This is a genomic window from Rhodococcus sp. BH4 (genome assembly GCF_002079265.1).
GTDB classification, from domain to species: Bacteria; Actinomycetota; Actinomycetes; order Mycobacteriales; family Mycobacteriaceae; genus Rhodococcus_F; species Rhodococcus_F qingshengii.
This window is the reverse complement of the sequence record NZ_CP014941.1, coordinates 2985386-3005400: the sequence shown is the minus strand read 5'-3', so window position 1 is coordinate 3005400 and position 20015 is coordinate 2985386. Positions and strand designations below refer to the sequence as shown.

Here is a 20015-nt window from a genome sequence, read left to right as displayed (position 1 = left end):
GTACTTTTCCTTATTCTTGTGCGCTGAGTCCAACGAGAAACGGATTCGAGCTTCGCTCGGCGCCGATCGAACTGTTGCCGCCGTGCCCGGGCAGGACCACTGTCTCGTCACCGAGTACCAATAGCTTGCGGGCGATCGAAGCGAGCAACTGCTCGTGATTTCCGCCGGGCAGGTCGCTGCGCCCGATGGAACCCTGGAACAGGGTGTCACCGGTGAACGCCAAATCCACGGGCCCGCTCTCGGTGTTCGCCTGGGTGCGGAACACCACCGATCCCTGCGTGTGCCCGGGTGTGTGGTCCACGACGAACGTCATTCCGGCCTCGGTGATCTTGTCTCCGTCGGCCAGTTCGATCACCTCGTCCGGCTCCACGAACGTCATGCCTTGAATGAATTCCTTCATCGTCGGGCCGATCCCCCGTGCCGGATCGCTGAGCATGTAGCGATCCTCGGGATGGATGTACGCGGGTACGGAATACCGCTCACAGACCTCGCGGGCCGACCACACGTGATCGAGATGACCGTGCGTCAGGAGGACCGCCGTGACCGACATGTCCTTGGAGTCCAGATATTCGAAGAGCGGCTCAGCTGCATCCTGACCCGGATCTACGACTACGCACTCGCACGCGTCGTCCTGAGCGAGTATGTAGCAGTTGGTTTGGAACATCCCGGCCGGAAAACCAGTGACGAGCACGGGGGCAACTCCTCTTCGAAGGGTGGAAACAAACAACACGCTGTCGGTTACAGCCTAAGCTGCTGCCCCGCCAGTAAGTTCTCAGGTTGCAATGGGAGACTCTGACGACGAGTAGAGCCGCTTGCCGAAGCCGACCCCCAGGGTGTCGCTCGGCCGGCCGACCACGATCCACCCGCGATACGGAGGACTACAGCAGTGCCGAGTAACGAGCAACGCCGCGAGGCGGCGAAACGCAAGCTCGAGCGTCAGCTCGAACGTCGCGCAGAACGTGCCCGCAAGCGCAAGCAGATGACGATAGCCGGAACTGCGCTCGGCGTGGTCGTCGTAGTCGGCGTCGTCGGTGGACTCATCTGGCTGAGCAATCGCAGTGACGACGACGCGAACACCACCAACACTGCTGCCGACGACTCGAGCCTCACGCCACAAACCGCGGGTGCAATGCCGGCCGGTCTGTCGACGCCACTGGCCGACACGGTTTCCTGCTCGTATCCAGCCGACGGCGCTACCGCGTCCAAGGCCAACAACCCTCCTCGTACCGACGGGATTCCCACCACCGCGCCGGACGCGACGCCGAGCATCAGCGTCGAGACCTCGCAGGGAAACATCGGGCTCACACTCGACGGAACGAAGTCTCCGTGCACCGTCAACAGCTTCGTGAGCTTGGCGCAGCAGGACTACTTCAACGACACCACCTGCCACCGCATGACGACGAGCCCCTCGCTCCAGGTGCTGCAGTGCGGTGACCCGTCGGGCACCGGCACCGGCGGACCGGGCTACGGCTTCGACAACGAATTCCCCACCACGGCGTATTCCACCACCGACCCGGCAGCGCAGGAGCCCGTCACCTACGCGCGCGGCACGGTTGCGATGGCCAACACCGGGGCACCCGGTAGCAACGGCAGCCAGTTCTTCCTCGTCTACGGCGACTCACAACTCCCCCCGCAGTACACGGTTTTCGGCACGATCGACGAAACCGGGCTCGCCACTTTGGACAAGGTCGCGGCCGGCGGATCGACGCCAGAGGGTGACGGCAAGCCGAATCTGACCACCGACATCAAGACAGTAAGGCTCGACTGATGCGACGTAATCCTGTGATGCGCTTTCCTGTAGTTATTGCCGCCGCCAGCGCCGCGGCGCTGCTTCTGGCTGGTTGTTCCAGTGATTCCGGTAGCTCGGACTCGCCGTCCAGCACCTCCAAGGCGAAGACGACAACGGCTGCCATGCCGCCGCTCGACATGTCACAGTTCGACGCACTCCCGCCTGTCCCGACTCCGGCCTCGGCGACCGTCGACTGCTCGTACCCGAGCGCGGCGGGTGCAGCAAAAACCGTCAATCCGCCGAACTCCACGGGTGTGTCCACCGAGGGAACCGTCAACGTCGCGCTCACGACTACGGCCGGCCCGATCGGGATGGAACTGAACCGGGCGGAAGCCCCCTGCACGGTCAACAGCATCGTGAGCTTGACCGAGCAGAAGTACTTCGACGACACCCCGTGCCATCGACTCGTCACCACACCCGGTCTACAGATCCTGCAGTGCGGCGATCCCTCGGGCAAGGGCACGGGCGGACCAGGCTATGGCTTCGACAACGAGTACCCGACCACTGCCTACCCGGCTAACGATCCGGCACTCTCCTTGCCTGCCGTCTACACCCGCGGCACGCTGGCAATGGCCAACTCGGGTAAACCGGGCAGCAACGGCAGTCAGTTCTTCCTCGTCTACGAGGATTCGGTCTTGCCGCCCAACTACACGGTCTTCGGAAAGATCGACGACGCCGGCCTGGCGACGATCGAGAAGATCGCGGCCGACGGCGACGACGGTGGCATGGGAGCAACCGGCGGCGGTGCACCCAACACCCCGATCACCATCGAGACTGCAGTAGTCGCCTGACCCCCTGTGCGCCTTTATTAACCGCCCGCGGTTAATAAAGGCGCACAGCAGTTTACGAGGCAGAGGTCACGCGGTAGACGTCGTAGACGCCTTCCACGTTACGAACCACGTTGAGAACATGACCCAAGTGCTTCGGGTCACCCATCTCGAAGGTGAACTTGCTGATCGCCACTCGGTCACCTGAGGTGGTGACCGAGGCCGACAGGATGTTCACCTTCTCGTCTGCCAACGCCTTGGTGACGTCGGAAAGCAACCGATGACGATCGAGTGCCTCGATCTGGATCGCGACCAGGAACACCGATGTCGCTGACGGTGCCCATTCGACGTCGATGATTCGCTCCGACTGATCGTGGAGCGAGTTCGCGTTGGTGCAGTCGGTACGGTGCACGCTGACCGCGCCGCCACGCGTGACGAAGCCCAGAATCGAATCGCCCGGTACCGGCGTGCAACACTTCGCGAGTTTTGCCACCGTGCCCGGTGCTCCGGGAACCAGAATTCCGGAGTCACCCGTACTGCGGGTGCGCACCGGCATGGTCGACGGCGTCGAACGCTCGGCCAGTTCCTCCTCGACGGCGCCGACGCCGCCCAGATGAGCAACCAGTCGCTGCACGACGTGGTGCGCCGACACCTGACTCTCGCCTACGGCCGTGTACAACGCCGAGACGTCGGGATAGCGAAGTTCGTGCGCGATCGTGCTCATCGATTCGGCATTCATCAACCGCTGCAACGGAAGTCCCACACGGCGGACTTCCTTCGCGATCTGATCCTTGCCGGACTCGAGCGCCTCTTCGCGGCGTTCCTTCGCGAACCACTGCCGGATCTTCGCCTTGGCACGCGGCGAGACGACAAACGTCTGCCAATCTCGGCTCGGCCCGGCGGTGGCAGCCTTCGACGTGAAGACCTCCACCACTTCGCCGTTTTCGAGAGTTCGTTCCAGCGCGACCAACCGACCGTTGACCCTGGCACCGATGCATCGGTGCCCGACCTCGGTGTGCACCGCATACGCGAAATCGACGGGAGTCGATCCGGCAGGCAACGTGATCACGTCACCCTTCGGCGTGAAGACGAAGATCTCCTTGACCGCGAGGTCGTAACGCAACGATTCGAGGAACTCCCCCGGATCGGCCGCTTCACGTTGCCAGTCGAGTAGCTGACGCATCCACGCCATGTCGTCGACCTCGGCGATGTCGCCCGCGTGCTTGCCCTTGGTCTCCTTGTACCGCCAGTGCGCGGCGATACCGAACTCCGCGGTCCGGTGCATGTCCTGGGTCCGGATCTGGACCTCCAGGGGCTTGCCTTCCGGTCCCACGACGGTGGTGTGCAGCGACTGGTAGACGCCGTAGCGCGGCTGTGCGATGTAGTCCTTGAAGCGTCCGGCCATCGGCTGCCACAGTGAGTGGACAACGCCGACCGCGGCGTAACAGTCACGCACTTCTTCACACAGGATGCGGACGCCGACCAGATCGTGGATGTCGTCGAAATCGCGGCCCTTGACGATCATCTTCTGATAGATCGACCAGTAATGCTTGGGCCGGCCCTCGACGATGGCGTTGATCCGCGAGGCGGACAGGGTCGAGTTGATCTCGGCGCGAACCTTGGCCAGATAAGTGTCTCGAGAGGGCGCGCGATCGGCGACCAGTCGAACGATCTCGTCGTACTTCTTCGGGTGCAGGATCGCGAACGAAAGGTCCTCGAGTTCCCACTTGACGGTCGCCATTCCGAGCCGATGCGCAAGTGGTGCAATGACTTCGAGAGTCTCACGCGCCTTACGTGCCTGCTTTTCGGGCGGCAGGAATCGCATCGTGCGCATGTTGTGCAGACGATCCGCAACCTTGATCACGAGCACGCGCGGGTCCCGCGCCATCGCGATGATCATCTTGCGGATGGTTTCGCCCTCGGCGGCGGTGCCCAGAACGACCTTGTCGAGTTTGGTGACTCCGTCGACAAGGTGAGCGACCTCGTCACCGAAATCCTTGGTCAACTCTTCGAGTGAGTAACCGGTGTCCTCGACGGTGTCGTGCAGAAGGGCTGCGACGAGGGTGGTGGTGTCCATTCCCAGCTCGGCCAGAATGCTCGCGACGGCCAACGGATGCGTGATGTACGGATCGCCGGACTTGCGCCGCTGGCTCGAATGTCTGTCCTCGGCGACGTCGTACGCACGCTGGAGCAGCGCGAGGTCGGCCTTCGGATACAGCTCACGGTGGAGGCTGACCAACGGCTCGAGCACCGGGCGGATGGTGGCGTTGCGCTGACCGGTGATGCGTCGAGCAAGTCGAGCGCGCACCCTACGGGAGGCGGAAGCGGGCACGGCCAGATTCTGCCCACCCCGATTGCCGGTAGTTTGCGCAGATCCCGAATCGTCGGGCACCGCGGACTTCGATGGTGTCGTCTCCGGAGCCGGAACTGCACCCGTCTCCTGCGACACTGCACCCGAGTTCTGTGATCGATCAAGATTCGACGTCATGTCGCCACCTCCTACCACCGAGTTGGTTGAGGCAACCGCCCTGCATCGGGTAATTGCCCTGGAGGTCTAACTCGACCCCCAGGAGACAACTTTAATACTCAGACCTTCACCAGTGATGTCAGTGGGTACTTCAAGAAGCGATCTCGACCGCGCAGTTCCTCGATCTCGAGCACCACTGCGACGCCGACGACGTTCGCTCCACCCAACTCGACCAACTGTACAGCCGCCTCGAGTGTCCCTCCGGTAGCCAGAACGTCGTCGATCACCAGAACATTCCGCCCCGTGAGATCGAAGCCGTTTGCGGGAATCTCGAGAGTCGAGGATCCGTACTCGAGGCTGTACGAACGAGAGAGCACCGGCGGCGGCAGTTTGCCGACCTTCCGCACGGCAACGACTCCCGCACCCATCTTCGCGGCAGCACCGGCACCGAGCAGGAATCCACGAGCATCGACGGCGGCGATCGTGTCGGCGTCCGGAGCACAGGCGACAAGGGCATCGAGCACGGCCCCGAACCCCTCGGCGTCGGCGAACACCGGAGTCAGATCGGCGAACCGAACACCGGGACCGGGAAAGTTGTCCGCCCAGCGGGTCAGCCGAACAACGGCGTCACCGGCAGCCCGGTGGATTGCGATCAATTCTTCAGTCGTGTGCAAGGCAACACCATTCGAGACGCTCATCTGCGTAGTACCCATCTGTCCATGTTCCAGCCGGTAGCGGCCCGAGTCGGATTGACCAACACTGCCGACATGCCTGGAGCTACAGCGACAGTTCGTAGTTGATTGAACAGTGGAATCGTAGGCACCTGGGTCCACAGGATGTTCTCCGCCTCCACCGAGAGTCCCAATTGCGCACTCGTGCTCGCATCCACGTTCAACTGATCGATGATCTGATCGATCCTGGCATTTCCGTACGTACCGAGGTTTGCGCCGTTGCCCGATCGCAGCGCTCCGCGCGCGTCGATCATGCTCGCTGTTCCGCCTGCGCCGACTTTGCCTGCCATGCCGGAGAACACGGCGTCGACTCCCCCACTCTGCAGACTCGCGGGATCGAAGCTGTCGGTACTCGCGTCCTCGACCGTGATTCCCGCCGGAGCACACGCGGCTTTCGCTTCGGAGACGATCTGCGCCCGCACCGGGTCCGGTGCGAGGTACCCGACCCGGACGGTCAACTGGTCGAGGTCGGCTTCCGACAACGACGTCTTCGCAGCCTCGATGTCGGCATTGGCGTACCGATCACCGTCGACCGCAGCGGCGTCGCTGTAAACGAGTGAATCCGGCGCCATCAGTCGCGAATCGACCACGCCGGAACCCAAACCCGCCTGCGGCGCATTCTCCGTCTGCCCGAACTTCTCGAACAGAGTCGTACGCGGAACACAATGCGCGAACGCTCGACGGGCGGCTTCGTCGCCCAGCGAACCAGAGGTCGCGAGAACGAACTGCTCGATCGACCGCGACGGAATCTGTTGGACGTCGAACCCGGACGGAGTACCGAGTTCGCCAGCCGAGCCGGAAGCGACGTCGACTACCTCGATCGAAGACTTGTCGAGATCCTCGGTCAGATTCACACCACGTGGCCAGACGACGATGCGATCGGTCGCCGGCTTGTTGCCCCACCACCGCTCGTTCGCGACCAGCACCAGGCCGTCGTCGGTACTGTACGAGTCGATTCGATACGGACCAGCGGAGGGCAGTACGGAGGTGTCCACCTGACCTGGAGTCAGGTTCCACCCGGTGTTCCAGAAGTCCGCGATCTTCGACAACGCTTCGGTGTCACCGGCATTCACCGCGCTCACCACGTCGCTGACACCCGTGCGCTGCGTCACGACGTGTGAAGGCATCAACGCAGTCGCACCGAACAACGACCGCCAATCGGTGAACGATCGCCCGGGTTTGAAGAACACCGTCGCGTCCTTCGCCCCGCTCTGGCAGTCGATCCGGTCGATGTCCGCGTATCCGAGATTGTTCGCCGTGTCGAACATGGGCTTCACGGCACCATCGACGTCTTCGGTGAACTTGCCACTCGACGCCGCCCAGGTGAGGACGAGATCGTCACAGGACATCGGAATCCCGTCGGAGTACACGGACGCCGGATTGAGCTTGTACGAGACTGTGAGCACGTCACCGGGCAACTCCGACGCCGTTCCGATGTCGGTGTCGGAGACAGGTGCTCCGGCCGGGCCGGTGAACGTGAAGCCGGGAAGCACCCGGCCGAACGCGGCCATCGCCCCGGACACCGATCCAGCTGTCGTGTTGGCGTTGTACGTGGAGATGGAGTTGTCGATGGCATATCCGATGGACGGAACCTGCTCGGCGCTTTCCGAGCAGGCCGCCAACGAACCCGCAGCCACAGCGGTGGCCGCAACGAACGTCATCGATCGAACCAGTGTGCGTGTTCTTGGGAGCATGTTCAGTGCCCCTTCTTGTTTCGCTTTCCGGTCGGCCGCGCACCCGGCTGCGGAGCAACCGGAGCACGGCGTGCAACTGGTGCGCCGACGGCAACCGTCTGCGTACCCTTCTCGGCCAGCGTAGCCCGGCGCGAGAGCACCTTACGAGTGTGCGCGGCAACGGGTCCCCAGCGTTCCTTCATCGACACCAGGAGCGGCGTCGCGAAGAAGATCGAGGAGTACGCACCCACGATGATGCCGACGAGCTGAACGAGCGCAAGGTCCTTGAGTGTGCCGACGCCGAGCATCCAGACCGCGACGACCATCAGAGCGATCACCGGGAGCACACTGATGACGGTCGTGTTGATCGATCGCATCAAGGTCTGATTCACCGCGAGGTTGGCCTGCTCGCCGTACGTCCGGCGCGTCAGATGCAGAACACCGCGGGTGTTCTCTTCGACCTTGTCGAACACCACCACGGTGTCGTACAGCGAGAAGCCGAGAATGGTAAGCAAACCGATCACCGTCGCGGGCGTCACCTCGAAACCGACGAGCGAGTAGACGCCGGCAGTGACGATGATGTCGAAGAACAACGCAACGATCGCAGCTACCGCCATGTCCCGCTCGAAGCGGATGGCGATGTAGATACTCACGATCACCAGGAACACAATCAGCGCGATCAGCGCCTTCTTGGTGATCTGGCCGCCCCAGGTTTCACTCACGTCCGCAAAACTGATGGCTTGCGCCGACGGGTTCCCGTTCTTGTCCTTGGGCTGGAACTCGTCGAAGAGAGCCGACTGAAGATCGTTGATCTGCGTCGCGTTCAACGTCTCCGACCGGATCTGCACGGTTGCGCTGGCACCCGAGCCGACTGTCTGCACGCTGACCGGTTCGAACCCGAGTGTGTCGGAGTAGACGGTTTCCACCGCCGACGTCTCGACTCCGCCCTCGGCCGGGAACTGAATGCGTGATCCGCCTTCGAAATCGATACCGAAGGTGAAGCCGCGCAGGATGATGCTCAGCAGCGCAATGGCGACCAGAGCGCCGGTCAGTCCGTAGTAGAAGCGACGCTTGCCGACGACCTCGAACGCACCCGTTCCGGTGTACAACCGCGAGAGCCAGCTGTGCTTGGGCATCGCGCCCTGATCGACGCCTGAGTCAGTGATCTCCGACCGGGCCGCCGCATCGGCGGACTCGGCGGCGGAACTGTTGGTGGACCCCACCGGGGAGTTGTTGGACTCGCTCATGCTCGTGTCTCCTTAGCCGACGCAGCGGCGGCAACCTTACGTTCGCGGGCAACCTCTTGCACTGCGCCGAGACCGTTGACGCTGGGCTTGGACCAGAACGCCGAACGGGACGCCATGCTGACCAGTGGCCACGTCACGAGGAACACGACAATCACGTCGAGAATGGTCGTCAGACCCAAGGTGAAGGCGAAGCCTCGCACCTGTCCGACCGCCAGCACGTACAGAACTGCAGCGGCGATGAAGCTCACCGCGTTGCCGGAAAGAATTGTTCGGCGTGCTCTTGCCCAACCGCGTGGCACCGCCGAGCGGAAGCTACGGCCCTCACGCATTTCGTCCTTGATGCGTTCGAAGAACACGACGAACGAGTCGGCGGTCATACCGATACCGATGATCAGACCAGCCATGCCGGCCAAGTCGAGCGTGAAGCCGATGTATCTGCCGAGCAGAACCATGATCGCGTAGACCATGACTCCGGAGAGAATCAGCGACAACGCCGTCAGGACGCCGAGCATGCGGTAGTAGACGAGGCAGTACAGCAGAACGAGAACGAGACCGACCGCGCCGGCGATCAATGCCGCCTGCAGTGAGGCCAGGCCGAGCGTGGCCGAGACCGTCTCGGCCTCAGAGGCTGCGAACGAGAGCGGAAGCGAACCGTACTTCAGTGTGTTGGCAAGTTCTTTGGCACTCTCGGCAGTGAAGCTGCCCGTGATCGAGGTGGCGCTACCCGCAGGCGTTGCACCTTGAATCGTGGGAGCGCTGACGACCTTCGAGTCGAGCGTGAACGCTGCCTGCTTGCCGATGTTGGCTGAAGTGAACTCGGCCCAGGTGTTGCTGCCGGTCGTCTTGAACGAGAGGCTGATCTCGTGGCGCGACTGCTGCGAGTTGAAGACCGAAGACGCGTCGGCAATCTCCTGGCCGTCGATGATCGAAGGACCGAGGAGATAGATGTTCAGTCCGTCTTGCGAGCACGCGACCAGCGGCAGGGTCGGGTCGTCGTTTCCACGGAGCGGATCCGCGACGGAGCAGTCGAGGTTCGCCACTGCTTGCTGCTGCACTGTCGGATCGCTGCTCTGCCGGAGGGCGCGCGCTGCGGCGATTTCCGCTGCTGCTGCGTCGCCTTCGTCGGTGCCGTCGCTCGGCGCGTCCCCGGTGGGGGCCGGAGTCGTTGTCTGCGGCGCGGGCGTTGCCTCGGGAGTAGTCGGGTCCTGAGCCAGGAACGGACGGTTCTGCGGCGTCTGCGTCCCGTCAGCGGGTGCTTCGGGGGCCGGTGCATCAGTGGCCGGAGTTTCGGCCGCCGGCGCCTCAGGCGTAGCTGTCCGATTCGCGTCACGGGTGGCGACGTCGATCGAACCCGTCACCGGGCGGATGTACAGACGAGCGGTCTGGCCGAGCGAGCGAGCCTGCGCACTGTCGTCGCCGGGAACGGTGATGACGAGGTTGTCACCGTCGACAACGACCTCGGAACCGGAAACGCCGAGACCGTTGACGCGGGTCTCGATGATTTCCTGAGCCTGCTTGAGACTGTCCTGACTGGGAGCGCTGCCGTCCGGGGTACGAGCGGTCAACGTGACGCGCGTTCCACCCTGCAGGTCGATGCCGAGCTTCGGCGTGGCCGACTTGTCTCCAGTGAAGAACACCAGGGCATACAGTGCCACTACCAGGACCCCGAAAAGGGCCAGGTAGCGGACCGGATGCACCGTTCCGGTGGAAGGTGCCACGATCTTTAAGTCTCCTCGGTAGGTGCAGAGCTTCAGTAAGTGCACGGCTCGGGTGGTCGACGACCACCCGAGCTGCGGCGTTCGAACTGCAACGATTGATCAACGGGGCGAACTGAGCTGCTGGTGTAAGAGCGGACAAACCGATCTGGACGTGTGTCCGAGTTCACAACTCTAGAACACGTACCAGTTCGACGAAGTCAGGACTCCTTGGTGAGCCGGATTTCGGTGTCGGCAGCAGACTCTTCGATCTCGGAAATCGAGTCGTCGTCGTACTCGTCGGTCTCGGTCGTCTCGACGACGCGCTCACGGATGACCAGACGCGACCAGGTGGTGATGACACCGTCCGCGATCTCGAGGTCCACGGTGTCGTCGTCCAGGGAAGCGATCGTGGCGTAGAGCCCGGCCGTGGTCTGCACCCGATCGCCGACCTGCAGCGAGTCCTGCATCTCGGAAGTCGCGGCCAAGGCCTTCTTCTGCTTGCGCATGCCCAGGAACATGGGCACCAGCAGTGCGAGGATCAAGAGGGGGAAAAGCAAACTCGACATGTGTTGATCAACCTCGGTTGTGTTGCACGTTTTACGCCGCGATGGTCCCGGATGGACCTACGCAATACACCAGTGTGCCATTAGTTGCTGAGGATTCCTGACAGATCGGCCGTTCAAGTAGGCCTTTCCAGTCGAAATTCACTCGCCGTTCGGATCGAACAACGTGGCCTGCGGTTCGTTGACACGAACCTCGATACCGCCCGCTGCGGCATCCGGCGGCGGTGTCATTCCGAGTTGAGTCCAAGCAGCGGCGGTAGCCACACGTCCTCGCGGCGTCCGGGCGATCATTCCGGCCCGGACCAGGAACGGCTCGCACACTTCTTCCACCGTCGACGGTTCCTCGCCGACGGCCACCGCAAGCGTCGACACGCCGACGGGCCCGCCGCCGAACGAACGCACCAAAGCACTCAGTACCGAACGGTCGAGACGGTCCAAGCCCAACTGGTCCACGTCGTAGACGGCCAAGGCCGCCTGAGCGACGTCCATGGTGACGATTCCGTCGGCGCGCACCTCGGCGAAGTCGCGAACCCGGCGCAGCAATCGGTTCGCGATACGCGGTGTCCCCCGCGAGCGTCGTGCGATTTCGGCACCGGCATCGACTTCGAGATCGACGCCCAGAATTCCGGCCGAACGCATCAGAATCTGTTGCAGCTCTTCGGGTTCGTAGAAATCCATGTGAGCGGTGAACCCGAAGCGGTCGCGCAACGGACCGGTCAGCGCACCCGACCGCGTAGTCGCACCGACCAGCGTGAACGGTGCAACCTCCAGAGGAATCGACGTGGCGCCCGGCCCCTTACCGACGACGACGTCGACACGGAAGTCTTCCATGGCCAGGTACAACATCTCCTCGGCCGGACGAGCGATTCGGTGAATCTCGTCGATGAACAACACATCGCCCTCGACGAGGTTGCTCAGCATCGCAGCCAGGTCTCCGGCGCGTTCGAGCGCCGGTCCGGACGTCAACCGCAGAGAAGAGCCCAACTCCCCCGCGATGATCATCGCCATCGACGTCTTGCCGAGCCCGGGGGGACCGGACATCAGGATGTGATCAGGCGTGCTGCCGCGAAGTTTTGCTCCGGTGAGCACGAGCTGCAGTTGTTCGCGAACACGAGGTTGACCGATGAAGTCGTCGAGACTCTTGGGGCGCAGACTCGCTTCGACATCACCGTCTCCCGCCACCAATTCGGCAGAGACCTGCGACTCGTCGTCGAAATCGTCGATCGGGTCGAAGTTCATCGAGTCTTACCGAGCAGCGACAGAGCGGAACGCAGTGCGACCGACGTGGTGGCCTCGGGCGATTCCGCCAGAACCGAATCCGTGGCCTGCTCTGCCTGCTTGATCGGGAAGCCCAGACCTTCGAGAGCCTCGACGATCTGATCACGGATCGAGCTGCCGACGACGACACCGGACGCCGCGCCGGCCGTCGTCGCGACGGCGTCGACCTTGTCGCGCAGTTCGACAACCATGCGCTCGGCGCCGCGTTTTCCGATACCGGGCACCCTCGTCAACGCCGTCAGGTTGCCTTCCGAGAGCGCCCGCCGCAGCGCGTCCGGTTCGAGAACTGCAAGAGTTGCCATCGCCAGGCGCGGCCCGACACCCGAGACCGTTTGCAAAAGGCTGAACAGATCCTTCGACTCGGTATCGGAAAAGCCGTACAACGTCATCGAGTCTTCGCGAACGATCATCGTCGTGAACAGTCGCGCTTCGCTTCCCCGGTGCAGCGCACCGAGAGTCACCGGGGTGGCATTGACCCGATAGCCGACACCTGACGCTTCGATGACCGCGTGATCGAGCGCAATATCGAGTACCTCGCCGCGTACCGACGCGATCATCGTGAACCTGCCTTCTTCGTCTCGGCCAATTTTGCCTGATACTTACGCATTTGTTCAGCGGCCATCGCCTCGGCGCGGGCCATCCGCTCGATCATCGGTGCTCGCCAGCAGTGACAGATCGCCAGCGCCAGAGCGTCGGCAGCGTCAGCAGGTTTCGGCGCCGTCTTCAAATTCAGAATTCGCGTCACCATCGCAGTGACCTGCGCCTTGTCGGCGTTACCGCTGCCGGTGACGGCGGCCTTCACCTCGCTGGGCGTGTGGAAACACACCGGAATGCCGCGTCTGGCGGCAGCGAGCGCGACAACTCCGCCTGCTTGCGCCGTCCCCATCGCGGTACTGACGTTGTGCTGCGCGAACACGCGCTCGATCGCGACCACCTCCGGCTTGTACTGCTCGATCCACAGTTCAGCCGCATCGGAGATCCGCAGAAGCCGAGAACCGAGGTCCATCTCGGCCGGAGTCCGCACCACGTCGACCGCAATGGGGCGCACTTTCCTGCCGTTGCTCCCGTCGACCACTCCCAACCCGCAGCGAGTCAAGCCTGGGTCCACTCCGAGCACGCGCACTTGTCACACCTCTCCATACCGAACAGCTGTTCGATAGCTTAGCGGTGCGCGGGACTACTACCCCGCATCAACACGCAACCCGGCCCGGACGCGGACGTCAGGACCGGGTTGAGTTGAAAAACAATCAGTCTTCGAGAGCCGCGAGAACCTCGTCGGAAAGATCGATGTTGGTGTAGACGTTCTGCACGTCGTCAGAATCTTCGAGCGCGTCGACGAGCTTGAAGATCTTGCGTGCGCCGTCGACATCCAAGGGAACCTCGACGGAAGCGCGGAAATCGGCTTCAGCGGAGTCGTAGTCGATGCCGGCTTCCTGAAGTGCCGACCGTACGGCAACCAGATCCTGTGGCTCACTGACGATTTCGAAGGTTTCACCGAGATCGGTGACTTCCTCGGCACCGGCGTCGAGCACAGCCATCAGGACGTCGTCCTCCGACTGGCCGTTCTTCTCGAGCGTGACGACACCCTTGCGAGCAAACAGGTAGGAGACGGAACCCGGGTCAGCGAGGTTGCCACCGTTACGGGTCATCGCGGTGCGAACTTCACCGGCTGCGCGGTTGCGGTTGTCGGTGAGGCACTCGATCAGAACGGCGACGCCGTTGGGTCCGTAGCCCTCGTACATGATGGTCTGCCAGTCTGCGCCGCCCGCTTCTTCACCGGCGCCGCGCTTGCGCGCACGCTCGATGTTGTCATTGGGAACAGACGTCTTCTTCGCCTTCTGGATGGCGTCGTACAAGGTGGGGTTGCCCGTGGGATCGCCACCGCCGGTTCGTGCCGCCACCTCGATGTTCTTGATCAGCTTCGCGAAGGATTTGCCACGACGTGCGTCGATCACAGCCTTCTTGTGCTTGGTGGTGGCCCATTTTGAGTGGCCGCTCATGCGATTCAAGCCCCTTTCCTGCTGCGTTGCGCACGCCGAATGCGCGTCTTTCAGCTCTGCCGATGTTACCCGTCCCACGTCACAACTCGCTGCATCCCCCGACACGAATTAGTCAAACCACGCATTGTTTGCATAGAATGCAAACATGTTGGTGCGAATAGATCACGCCTCCACAACTCCACTCGCGGAGCAGATTGCGGCCGGGGTTCGTGGCTCGGTCATCCGCGGTGAGATCGGTCCCGGTGACCGTCTGCCGTCCGCTCGCGCTCTCGCCGACTCGATCGACGTCAATCTCCACACGGTTCTTCGGGCGTACGCAACACTCCGCGACGAAGGCCTGATCGACCTCCGACGCGGACGTGGCGCCGTTATTCGCGCCGAGTTCGACTCGGGAAGAACAGCTCTCAACGAATCTGCGCGCGAGTTCGTGCGGCAGGCCCGAAATCTCGGACTCGACACCGCGCACATGCTCGACCTCATCAAGGAGACCAGCACACAATGACGACCAGCAAGATCCGACTCTGGACAGCAGCTTCACTGACGTTGATCCCGACCCTGATCCTGGTTCTCGCGCGCTTCGCGTGGGATGAACGCCTGCCCGAAACCGTCGCGAGCCATTGGTCCGGATCGACCCCGGACGGGTTCAGCACCACGACGACGTTTTTCGCCATCGCGCTGGTGATTTCACTGGTGGCTGTCGTTTGCGCCTGTGTCGTCGCGGCCCGTTCGAGCGACAACGCGCCCCTGTTTCTGGCCGTCACCTCGATCTCGAGTGCGACACTGGCGACGATCTGGATTCTGAGCGTCGCCCTGACGATCGACGCCGGGTCGCCGGAAGACGCGCGTATCGGCTGGTGGATTCTTGCGCCGATCGCGGCGGTACTCGTAGGAGTTCTGGCATACGCGCTGCCTGACCAGCAACGAAGCGGCCCGGAGTCGGCACTGCCGACCCCGACGCTCGACACTCCGCTGACGGCCTCCGAACGTGCAGTGTGGGTCGGGCAGGTCCGCAGCGTCTGGCCGTGGATCGTTACCGCCGGCCTCGTAGTTCTCGTGATCGCGACTGCCGCGTACTCGGATTGGTGGGTTGCCGTGATCCTGGGTGTGTCCACACTCGCCGTCACAGCATTCGCGTCGATCACCGTGCGCGTCGACCGTCACGGTGTCGGCATCAGTTCCTGGGGCGTTCGATGGAAGAAGATCCCCATCTCGAAGGTGAAGTCCGCATCAGTCGACGCGATACGTCCAGCCGAATGGGGCGGATGGGGTTACCGAATGACACCGCGCGGAACAGCCGTCACTCTCCGCTCGGGTGAGGCCATCGTGGTCACTCTCGAGAGCGGACGACTGTTCGCCGTAACCGTCGATCACCCGGAAGACGGTGTGAAGCTGATCAATTCGTTGGTTCAGGCTGGTTGATTCACGAACAACGTCAATTCACGAACAACACGGCAGCGGCATTGCCGGCGAGGTAGAAACCGGCAATGCCGAATACCCAACCCATTGCGCTGTCGCCGTAGCGAGACATCAGCGAGTCCACTCGGCGCAGCGGCTTGTCGAGGCGGTTGCCGGCCACGACCCGCCCGCACAACAGAAGCACTGCGGGCATGGCCATGATCAGGCAGTATCCGGCAAGTATCGACGCAGACGCGACTGCGGGCAGCCCAGCAGCGGTGATCATCGCGATCGCCGCCAAGTAGGGCAACATCGTCACCAATTCGGCGGTTCCGGCAGCAATCGCCAGAAGTACAACACTTCTCGCGGAACTGGCCGAGCCGAGCACCCGCTCTCGCCAAACATGGGTTCGATCGGCCTGACCGGATGTGCGTCTCTTCTCGGAATCGAATCGAAAGCTCCACGCGAACAACGCGATACCGAGAATCAACTGCGCAACGCGGGCGGCGGGGGTGTCGAGTAGCGGGGCGACGACTGGCATGCCTACCCGTGCCGTCGTCCAGACGACCACCCCGACAACAAAATAGAACGTCGTGATGACCACCAGATATGTCAGCAGCCTGCGAACCTGCGGTCGTCCCGGCATCAACAACATCCAGACCGGGACGACCAATGTTCCGATGCTCGTACTGTCCAGCAGGGCGAGCCCGCCCAGCGTGGTGAGCAGGACGAGTTCCACGTCAGTCGTTTCGGCGCTCGGGTATCGCTGTCTCCCTCGTTCGGACTGCATTCACGATGTCGAAGGCACCGATGATCGCGAGGATCACGCCGAGTGGTCCGCCGCGAAACCAGAAGAACTCGGCGTCACGCGCGAACAGCCACAGACAGCCGCCACCGACGACCAAGAGAATGCCGATCATCAACTCGAAGCGAATTTTCATACGTCGAGCCTGTCTTCTCTATCGAATCCGCACATCAGCCATCGGAACAACGCCGACCTCATCATTTGGTATGACAAGTCAGGCGCCCCGATGTGCTCTGATAAGTCTGTGGTGACCAGAAGTCGGAGTGTCGGCAAGTGGAACGATCCGCTCATCGCCTTCGGCCTGTTCGCGATCGGGGTACTCCTCTACCTGGTCGGCCTGTACCAAATGTGGACCGATGTCGGAGGTGTCGCCGACGTTCCCGCCGGGGTTCGGATCGGGATGCTGGCTCTGCTGTGTGCGATCGACTCGTTCCGGCGGGTGCGTCCGGCAACAGCTTTGGCGGCGGGGGCCGTCATCGTCGCGGTCGACGCTGCCCTGGGACCCACTCTGCCGATGTGGCTGGTCCTCTCGGATCTCACCTACGCCGCAGTTCTGTACGGGACGGCGCGGCTGGGCCGAGTGGTGTGTTCTCTGACCGCGGTGACGGTTGCCGCGCTCACCGCACTCGTCTACCTGTCCACCCAGGACGTCCGCGCTGCGGCTGGGGCAGGCGTGGTGACCGCTCTGTTCTTCGGTACACCGGTGTGGTGGGCACTGGTCATCCGTCGACAAGTCGAACTGACCGAGGCCGAACGCGAGCGTTCCAGAGTCCACGAAGCACTCGCCACTCTGGACCGCGAGGCCGCAGTCGCTCACGAACGAGCAACCATGGCGCGCGATCTGCACGACGTCATCGCAAGCCACCTCTCCGCCATCGCAATCCATTCGGAGGCGGCACTGTCCACCTCAGCTCTCTCCGGTGAACGGGGCCAACCAGACGACGGATTGAGGGAGATGATCGGAGCGATCAGATCGAGCAGTCTCGCGGGCCTTTCCGAGATGCGGTCGATGATCGAACTGCTCCACGCCGGGGACGACGAGACCCCGGACCCGCGTTCCTCTCCCCCGCGGCTGACCGAGTTGCCCGTCGTCCTGGACGCAGTTCGGGCAGCCGGCGCCGCCGTGCACGTTGCGATCGACATCGATACTGCCGACCTGCCGAGCGTGGTCGATCACACGGCGTACCGGATCACCCAGGAGGCGTTGACCAATGCGCTCAAGCATGCGCCTGGTGCACCGATCTCGATGTCGATCTCTCTCCAGCACAATGCATTACAGATCGAGATCCGAAACCCCATCGGTCGCGACACATCCAGTTTTCGGGCGGGAACGCACGGACTTGCAAACATGCGTCACCGCGCCGAACTGCTGGGCGGTTCACTCGACGCACTTCCGGTCGACGGAGAATGGACGGTATGCGCACAGATACCGGTCCCCGCGCCGAACGGAACGGATCGGTGATCACCGTCGCCCTGGTCGACGACCACGCCGCGATCCGGTCGGGACTCGCGATGATCCTGCGGCAGCACGACGACATCGATGTCGTCGCAGAAGCCGGTGACGGAGCGTCGGCGATCACCGTCACCCGCACGCATCAACCCGACGTCGTACTCATGGACGTCCGGATGCCAGGCACCGACGGCATCGAGGCGACGCGTCAGATCATCGGGACGACCCGCAGCCGGGTTCTGGTGTTGACCACCTTTGACCTCGACGAATACGTCTTCGCGGCCCTGCGCGCCGGTGCGTCGGGATTCCTGCTCAAGACTGCGACAGCGGACGAACTGACCCGCGCTATCCGCAATGTCGCAGCCGGAGATGCAGTGCTCGCTCCTCGTGCGGCGCGTGCACTGATCGGCGAGTTCGTGCAGCGCGCACCCAAACCCACCGAACCGCTGGGATTGAGCGAGCTCACCGACCGTGAACGCGAGGTCCTCGCGCTGTTGGGGACGGGTATGTCCAACGCCGAACTGTCGCGTGAACTCGGAGTCGGTGCTCCGACGGTGAAGTCGCACGTGTCGCGAGTTCTGTCGAAGTTGCACCTCACCTCACGCGTCCAGGCGGCGATCCTTGCCCGCGAACTGGAGCTGTAGGTTCGGCCGAGGCTGACTACTCCAGTTATCCGCGAACCAGATCGACGAACATCTCGTGCACTCGACGGTCCCCGGTAACCTCGGGATGGAAAGAAGTGGCGATCACCGAGCCCTGCCGAACCGCGACGATCCGGCCCGCGGCCTCCCCCGCGGCGGCGGGAACCTGCGCAAGGACCTCAACGCCCGGCCCAACTCGCTCCACCCACGGCGCGCGGATGAAGACAGCGCGAATGGGATCACCGATGATGCCCTCGAACTCCAGGTCGGACTCGAAAGAATCGACCTGCCGACCGAAAGCGTTGCGGCGCACCGTCATGTCGATGGCGCCGAGATGCTCGGCGTCCGGCCGGGTGTCTAGTACCTCGCTGGCGAGCAGAATCATGCCCGCACACGATCCGTAAGCCGGCAGCCCGCCGCGGAGTCGCTCACGAAGCGGTTCCAGCAGCTCGAATACCTGCAGAAGCCGGCTCATCGTGGTGGATTCGCCACCGGGGATCACGATGCCGTCGACCTTGTCGAGTTCCTCCGGGCGCCGGATACCCACCGCATCCGCTCCCGAATCATCGAGTGCGGCAAGGTGTTCGCGAACATCACCTTGGAGGGCGAGTACACCGATCAACGGACGCGTCATCACACAGTTCCTGTCTTGTTCTCACGGCTGTTCTTGCTCTCATGGCTGTCGGGTTCGCGTTCGAGACGCGTCAAACCCTCCTGAACCACCGCTGCCACCATGTTGCCATCGCGATCGTAGATACGCCCCTGAGTGAGCGCGCGACCAAAACCTGCCGACGGCGACGTCTGGTCGTAGAGCAACCACTCGTCGGCCCGGAACGGACGCAGGAACCACATCGCGTGATCGAGCGAAGCAGTCTGCGTCTTCACGCCGCGGTGCGGGACTTTGGAAGTTCCGAGCAGGGTCATGTCACTGAGGTACGCGAGGGTGCAGATGTGCAGCAGCGGACGATCCGGCAGAGCCTCGCGGTAGCGCATCCACACGCGTTGTTGCGCGGCGAGATCCGGCGCTGACGCGCTCTGCTCAGCGGGCACAATTCTGATGTCCCAGTTCTTCCACTCCTGATAGAACTGCGATTCAGCCAACTTCGGAACGGTCTGCGCATCCGGCAAGTCCTCCGGCGCCGGAACGGAGGGCATCCGGTCCTGGTGCTCGATACCTTCGTCGTCGACGTGGAACGAGGCCGACATCGTGAAGATCGTCTTGCCGTCCTGAACTGCATTCACCCGGCGGGTGCAGAACGAGCGCCCGTCGCGGATGCGGTCCACCAGGTAGACCGTCGGAATCTTCGGATTGCCCGGGCGCAGGAAATATCCGTGCAACGAGTGCACGTGGTAGCTCTCGTCAACGGTGCTCACGGCAGAAACCAACGACTGCCCGGCAACCTGCCCGCCGAACGTCCGTTGAAGTGCGGTGGGATGGACCGCACCACGGAAGATGTCCTTCTCCAGGTGTTCGAGCGCGAGGATCTCCTCGATACCAACCATGAGTCCTCC

At 63.0% G+C, this 20015-nt stretch carries 21 protein-coding genes; 6 read left to right on the top strand and 15 right to left on the bottom strand.

Annotated features, from left to right (window positions below; all coding sequences use genetic code 11):
- Positions 1-10: 10 nt before the first annotated feature.
- Positions 11-691: an MBL fold metallo-hydrolase gene (locus A0W34_RS14040; RefSeq protein WP_007732970.1), complete on the bottom strand. Its 681-nt coding sequence runs from the start codon at positions 689-691 to the stop codon at positions 11-13.
- A 195-nt stretch (positions 692-886) separates the two neighbouring features.
- Here A0W34_RS14040 and A0W34_RS14035 point away from each other — a divergent pair, with 195 nt between their 5' ends.
- Both A0W34_RS14035 and A0W34_RS14030 read left to right on the top strand, forming a co-directional pair.
- Positions 887-1768 carry a peptidylprolyl isomerase gene (locus A0W34_RS14035; RefSeq protein WP_003943303.1) on the top strand — a complete coding sequence of 294 codons (882 nt, stop codon included), beginning with the start codon at positions 887-889 and terminating at the stop codon, positions 1766-1768.
- Entirely contained in the window at positions 1768-2580 is an 813-nt protein-coding gene (locus A0W34_RS14030; RefSeq protein WP_442971943.1) for a peptidylprolyl isomerase, read from the top strand. The genes A0W34_RS14035 and A0W34_RS14030 overlap by 1 nt, the downstream gene beginning before the upstream one ends.
- Positions 2581-2632: 52 nt before the next feature.
- Here the strand turns inward: A0W34_RS14030 and A0W34_RS14025 are convergent, their stop codons facing one another.
- From A0W34_RS14025 to A0W34_RS13980, 10 genes are all read right to left on the bottom strand, one after another.
- Positions 2633-5044, bottom strand: coding sequence for a RelA/SpoT family protein (locus tag A0W34_RS14025; RefSeq protein WP_003943344.1), 2412 nt, complete (start codon positions 5042-5044; stop codon positions 2633-2635).
- A gap of 98 nt (positions 5045-5142) precedes the next feature.
- Positions 5143-5721, bottom strand: coding sequence for an adenine phosphoribosyltransferase (locus tag A0W34_RS14020; protein ID WP_007732962.1), 579 nt, complete (start codon positions 5719-5721; stop codon positions 5143-5145).
- Positions 5718-7448, bottom strand: coding sequence for an ABC transporter substrate-binding protein (locus A0W34_RS14015; RefSeq protein ID WP_081557825.1), 1731 nt, complete (start codon positions 7446-7448; stop codon positions 5718-5720). Before A0W34_RS14015 ends, A0W34_RS14020 begins: the two co-directional genes overlap by 4 nt.
- Before the next feature lie 2 nt (positions 7449-7450).
- Positions 7451-8674, bottom strand: coding sequence for a protein translocase subunit SecF (gene secF, locus A0W34_RS14010; RefSeq protein ID WP_007732958.1), 1224 nt, complete (start codon positions 8672-8674; stop codon positions 7451-7453).
- Positions 8671-10392: a protein translocase subunit SecD gene (secD, locus tag A0W34_RS14005; RefSeq protein ID WP_007732956.1), complete on the bottom strand. Its 1722-nt coding sequence runs from the start codon at positions 10390-10392 to the stop codon at positions 8671-8673. Before secD ends, secF begins: the two co-directional genes overlap by 4 nt.
- Before the next feature lie 197 nt (positions 10393-10589).
- The gene (gene yajC, locus A0W34_RS14000; RefSeq protein ID WP_003943339.1) at positions 10590-10937 is read right to left on the bottom strand and encodes a preprotein translocase subunit YajC; all 348 of its coding nucleotides are present in this window, start codon (positions 10935-10937) and stop codon (positions 10590-10592) included.
- Between the two features lie 138 nt (positions 10938-11075).
- Positions 11076-12173 carry a Holliday junction branch migration DNA helicase RuvB gene (ruvB, locus tag A0W34_RS13995; RefSeq protein ID WP_003943304.1) on the bottom strand — a complete coding sequence of 366 codons (1098 nt, stop codon included), beginning with the start codon at positions 12171-12173 and terminating at the stop codon, positions 11076-11078.
- Entirely contained in the window at positions 12170-12769 is a 600-nt protein-coding gene (ruvA, locus tag A0W34_RS13990; RefSeq protein ID WP_007732953.1) for a Holliday junction branch migration protein RuvA, read from the bottom strand. Before ruvA ends, ruvB begins: the two co-directional genes overlap by 4 nt.
- On the bottom strand, positions 12766-13335 hold the full coding sequence (gene ruvC / locus A0W34_RS13985; protein WP_003943325.1) for a crossover junction endodeoxyribonuclease RuvC: 570 nt from the start codon (positions 13333-13335) through the stop codon (positions 12766-12768). Before ruvC ends, ruvA begins: the two co-directional genes overlap by 4 nt.
- A 124-nt stretch (positions 13336-13459) precedes the next feature.
- Positions 13460-14212, bottom strand: coding sequence for a YebC/PmpR family DNA-binding transcriptional regulator (locus A0W34_RS13980; RefSeq protein WP_007732951.1), 753 nt, complete (start codon positions 14210-14212; stop codon positions 13460-13462).
- 145 nt (positions 14213-14357) lie between these two features.
- On the opposite strand from A0W34_RS13980, the gene A0W34_RS13975 reads away from it, so the two are divergent.
- Together A0W34_RS13975 and A0W34_RS13970 are read left to right on the top strand one after the other, a co-directional pair.
- Positions 14358-14714: a GntR family transcriptional regulator gene (locus A0W34_RS13975; protein ID WP_047269313.1), complete on the top strand. Its 357-nt coding sequence runs from the start codon at positions 14358-14360 to the stop codon at positions 14712-14714.
- On the top strand, positions 14711-15631 hold the full coding sequence (locus A0W34_RS13970; RefSeq protein ID WP_054826060.1) for a hypothetical protein: 921 nt from the start codon (positions 14711-14713) through the stop codon (positions 15629-15631). Before A0W34_RS13975 ends, A0W34_RS13970 begins: the two co-directional genes overlap by 4 nt.
- Before the next feature lie 13 nt (positions 15632-15644).
- On the opposite strand, the gene A0W34_RS13965 is transcribed toward A0W34_RS13970, so the two are convergent.
- Together A0W34_RS13965 and A0W34_RS13960 are read right to left on the bottom strand one after the other, a co-directional pair.
- Complete coding sequence (locus A0W34_RS13965; protein ID WP_081557824.1) at positions 15645-16346, bottom strand: GAP family protein; 702 nt, start codon at positions 16344-16346, stop codon at positions 15645-15647.
- A 1-nt stretch (position 16347) separates the two neighbouring features.
- Positions 16348-16548 carry a hypothetical protein gene (locus A0W34_RS13960; RefSeq protein WP_003943331.1) on the bottom strand — a complete coding sequence of 67 codons (201 nt, stop codon included), beginning with the start codon at positions 16546-16548 and terminating at the stop codon, positions 16348-16350.
- A gap of 111 nt (positions 16549-16659) precedes the next feature.
- Here A0W34_RS13960 and A0W34_RS13955 point away from each other — a divergent pair, with 111 nt between their 5' ends.
- Positions 16660-17874, top strand: coding sequence for a sensor histidine kinase (locus tag A0W34_RS13955; protein ID WP_230359835.1), 1215 nt, complete (start codon positions 16660-16662; stop codon positions 17872-17874).
- Positions 17829-18506, top strand: a complete 678-nt coding sequence (locus tag A0W34_RS13950; RefSeq protein WP_058227942.1) for a response regulator — start codon at positions 17829-17831, stop codon at positions 18504-18506. Before A0W34_RS13955 ends, A0W34_RS13950 begins: the two co-directional genes overlap by 46 nt.
- Before the next feature lie 25 nt (positions 18507-18531).
- Here A0W34_RS13950 and pdxT read toward each other — a convergent pair whose 3' ends face one another.
- Together pdxT and tesB are read right to left on the bottom strand one after the other, a co-directional pair.
- Entirely contained in the window at positions 18532-19137 is a 606-nt protein-coding gene (gene pdxT / locus A0W34_RS13945; protein ID WP_007732937.1) for a pyridoxal 5'-phosphate synthase glutaminase subunit PdxT, read from the bottom strand.
- Positions 19137-20006, bottom strand: coding sequence for an acyl-CoA thioesterase II (gene tesB, locus A0W34_RS13940; RefSeq protein ID WP_007732935.1), 870 nt, complete (start codon positions 20004-20006; stop codon positions 19137-19139). The genes pdxT and tesB overlap by 1 nt, the downstream gene beginning before the upstream one ends.
- Positions 20007-20015 lie beyond the last annotated feature (9 nt).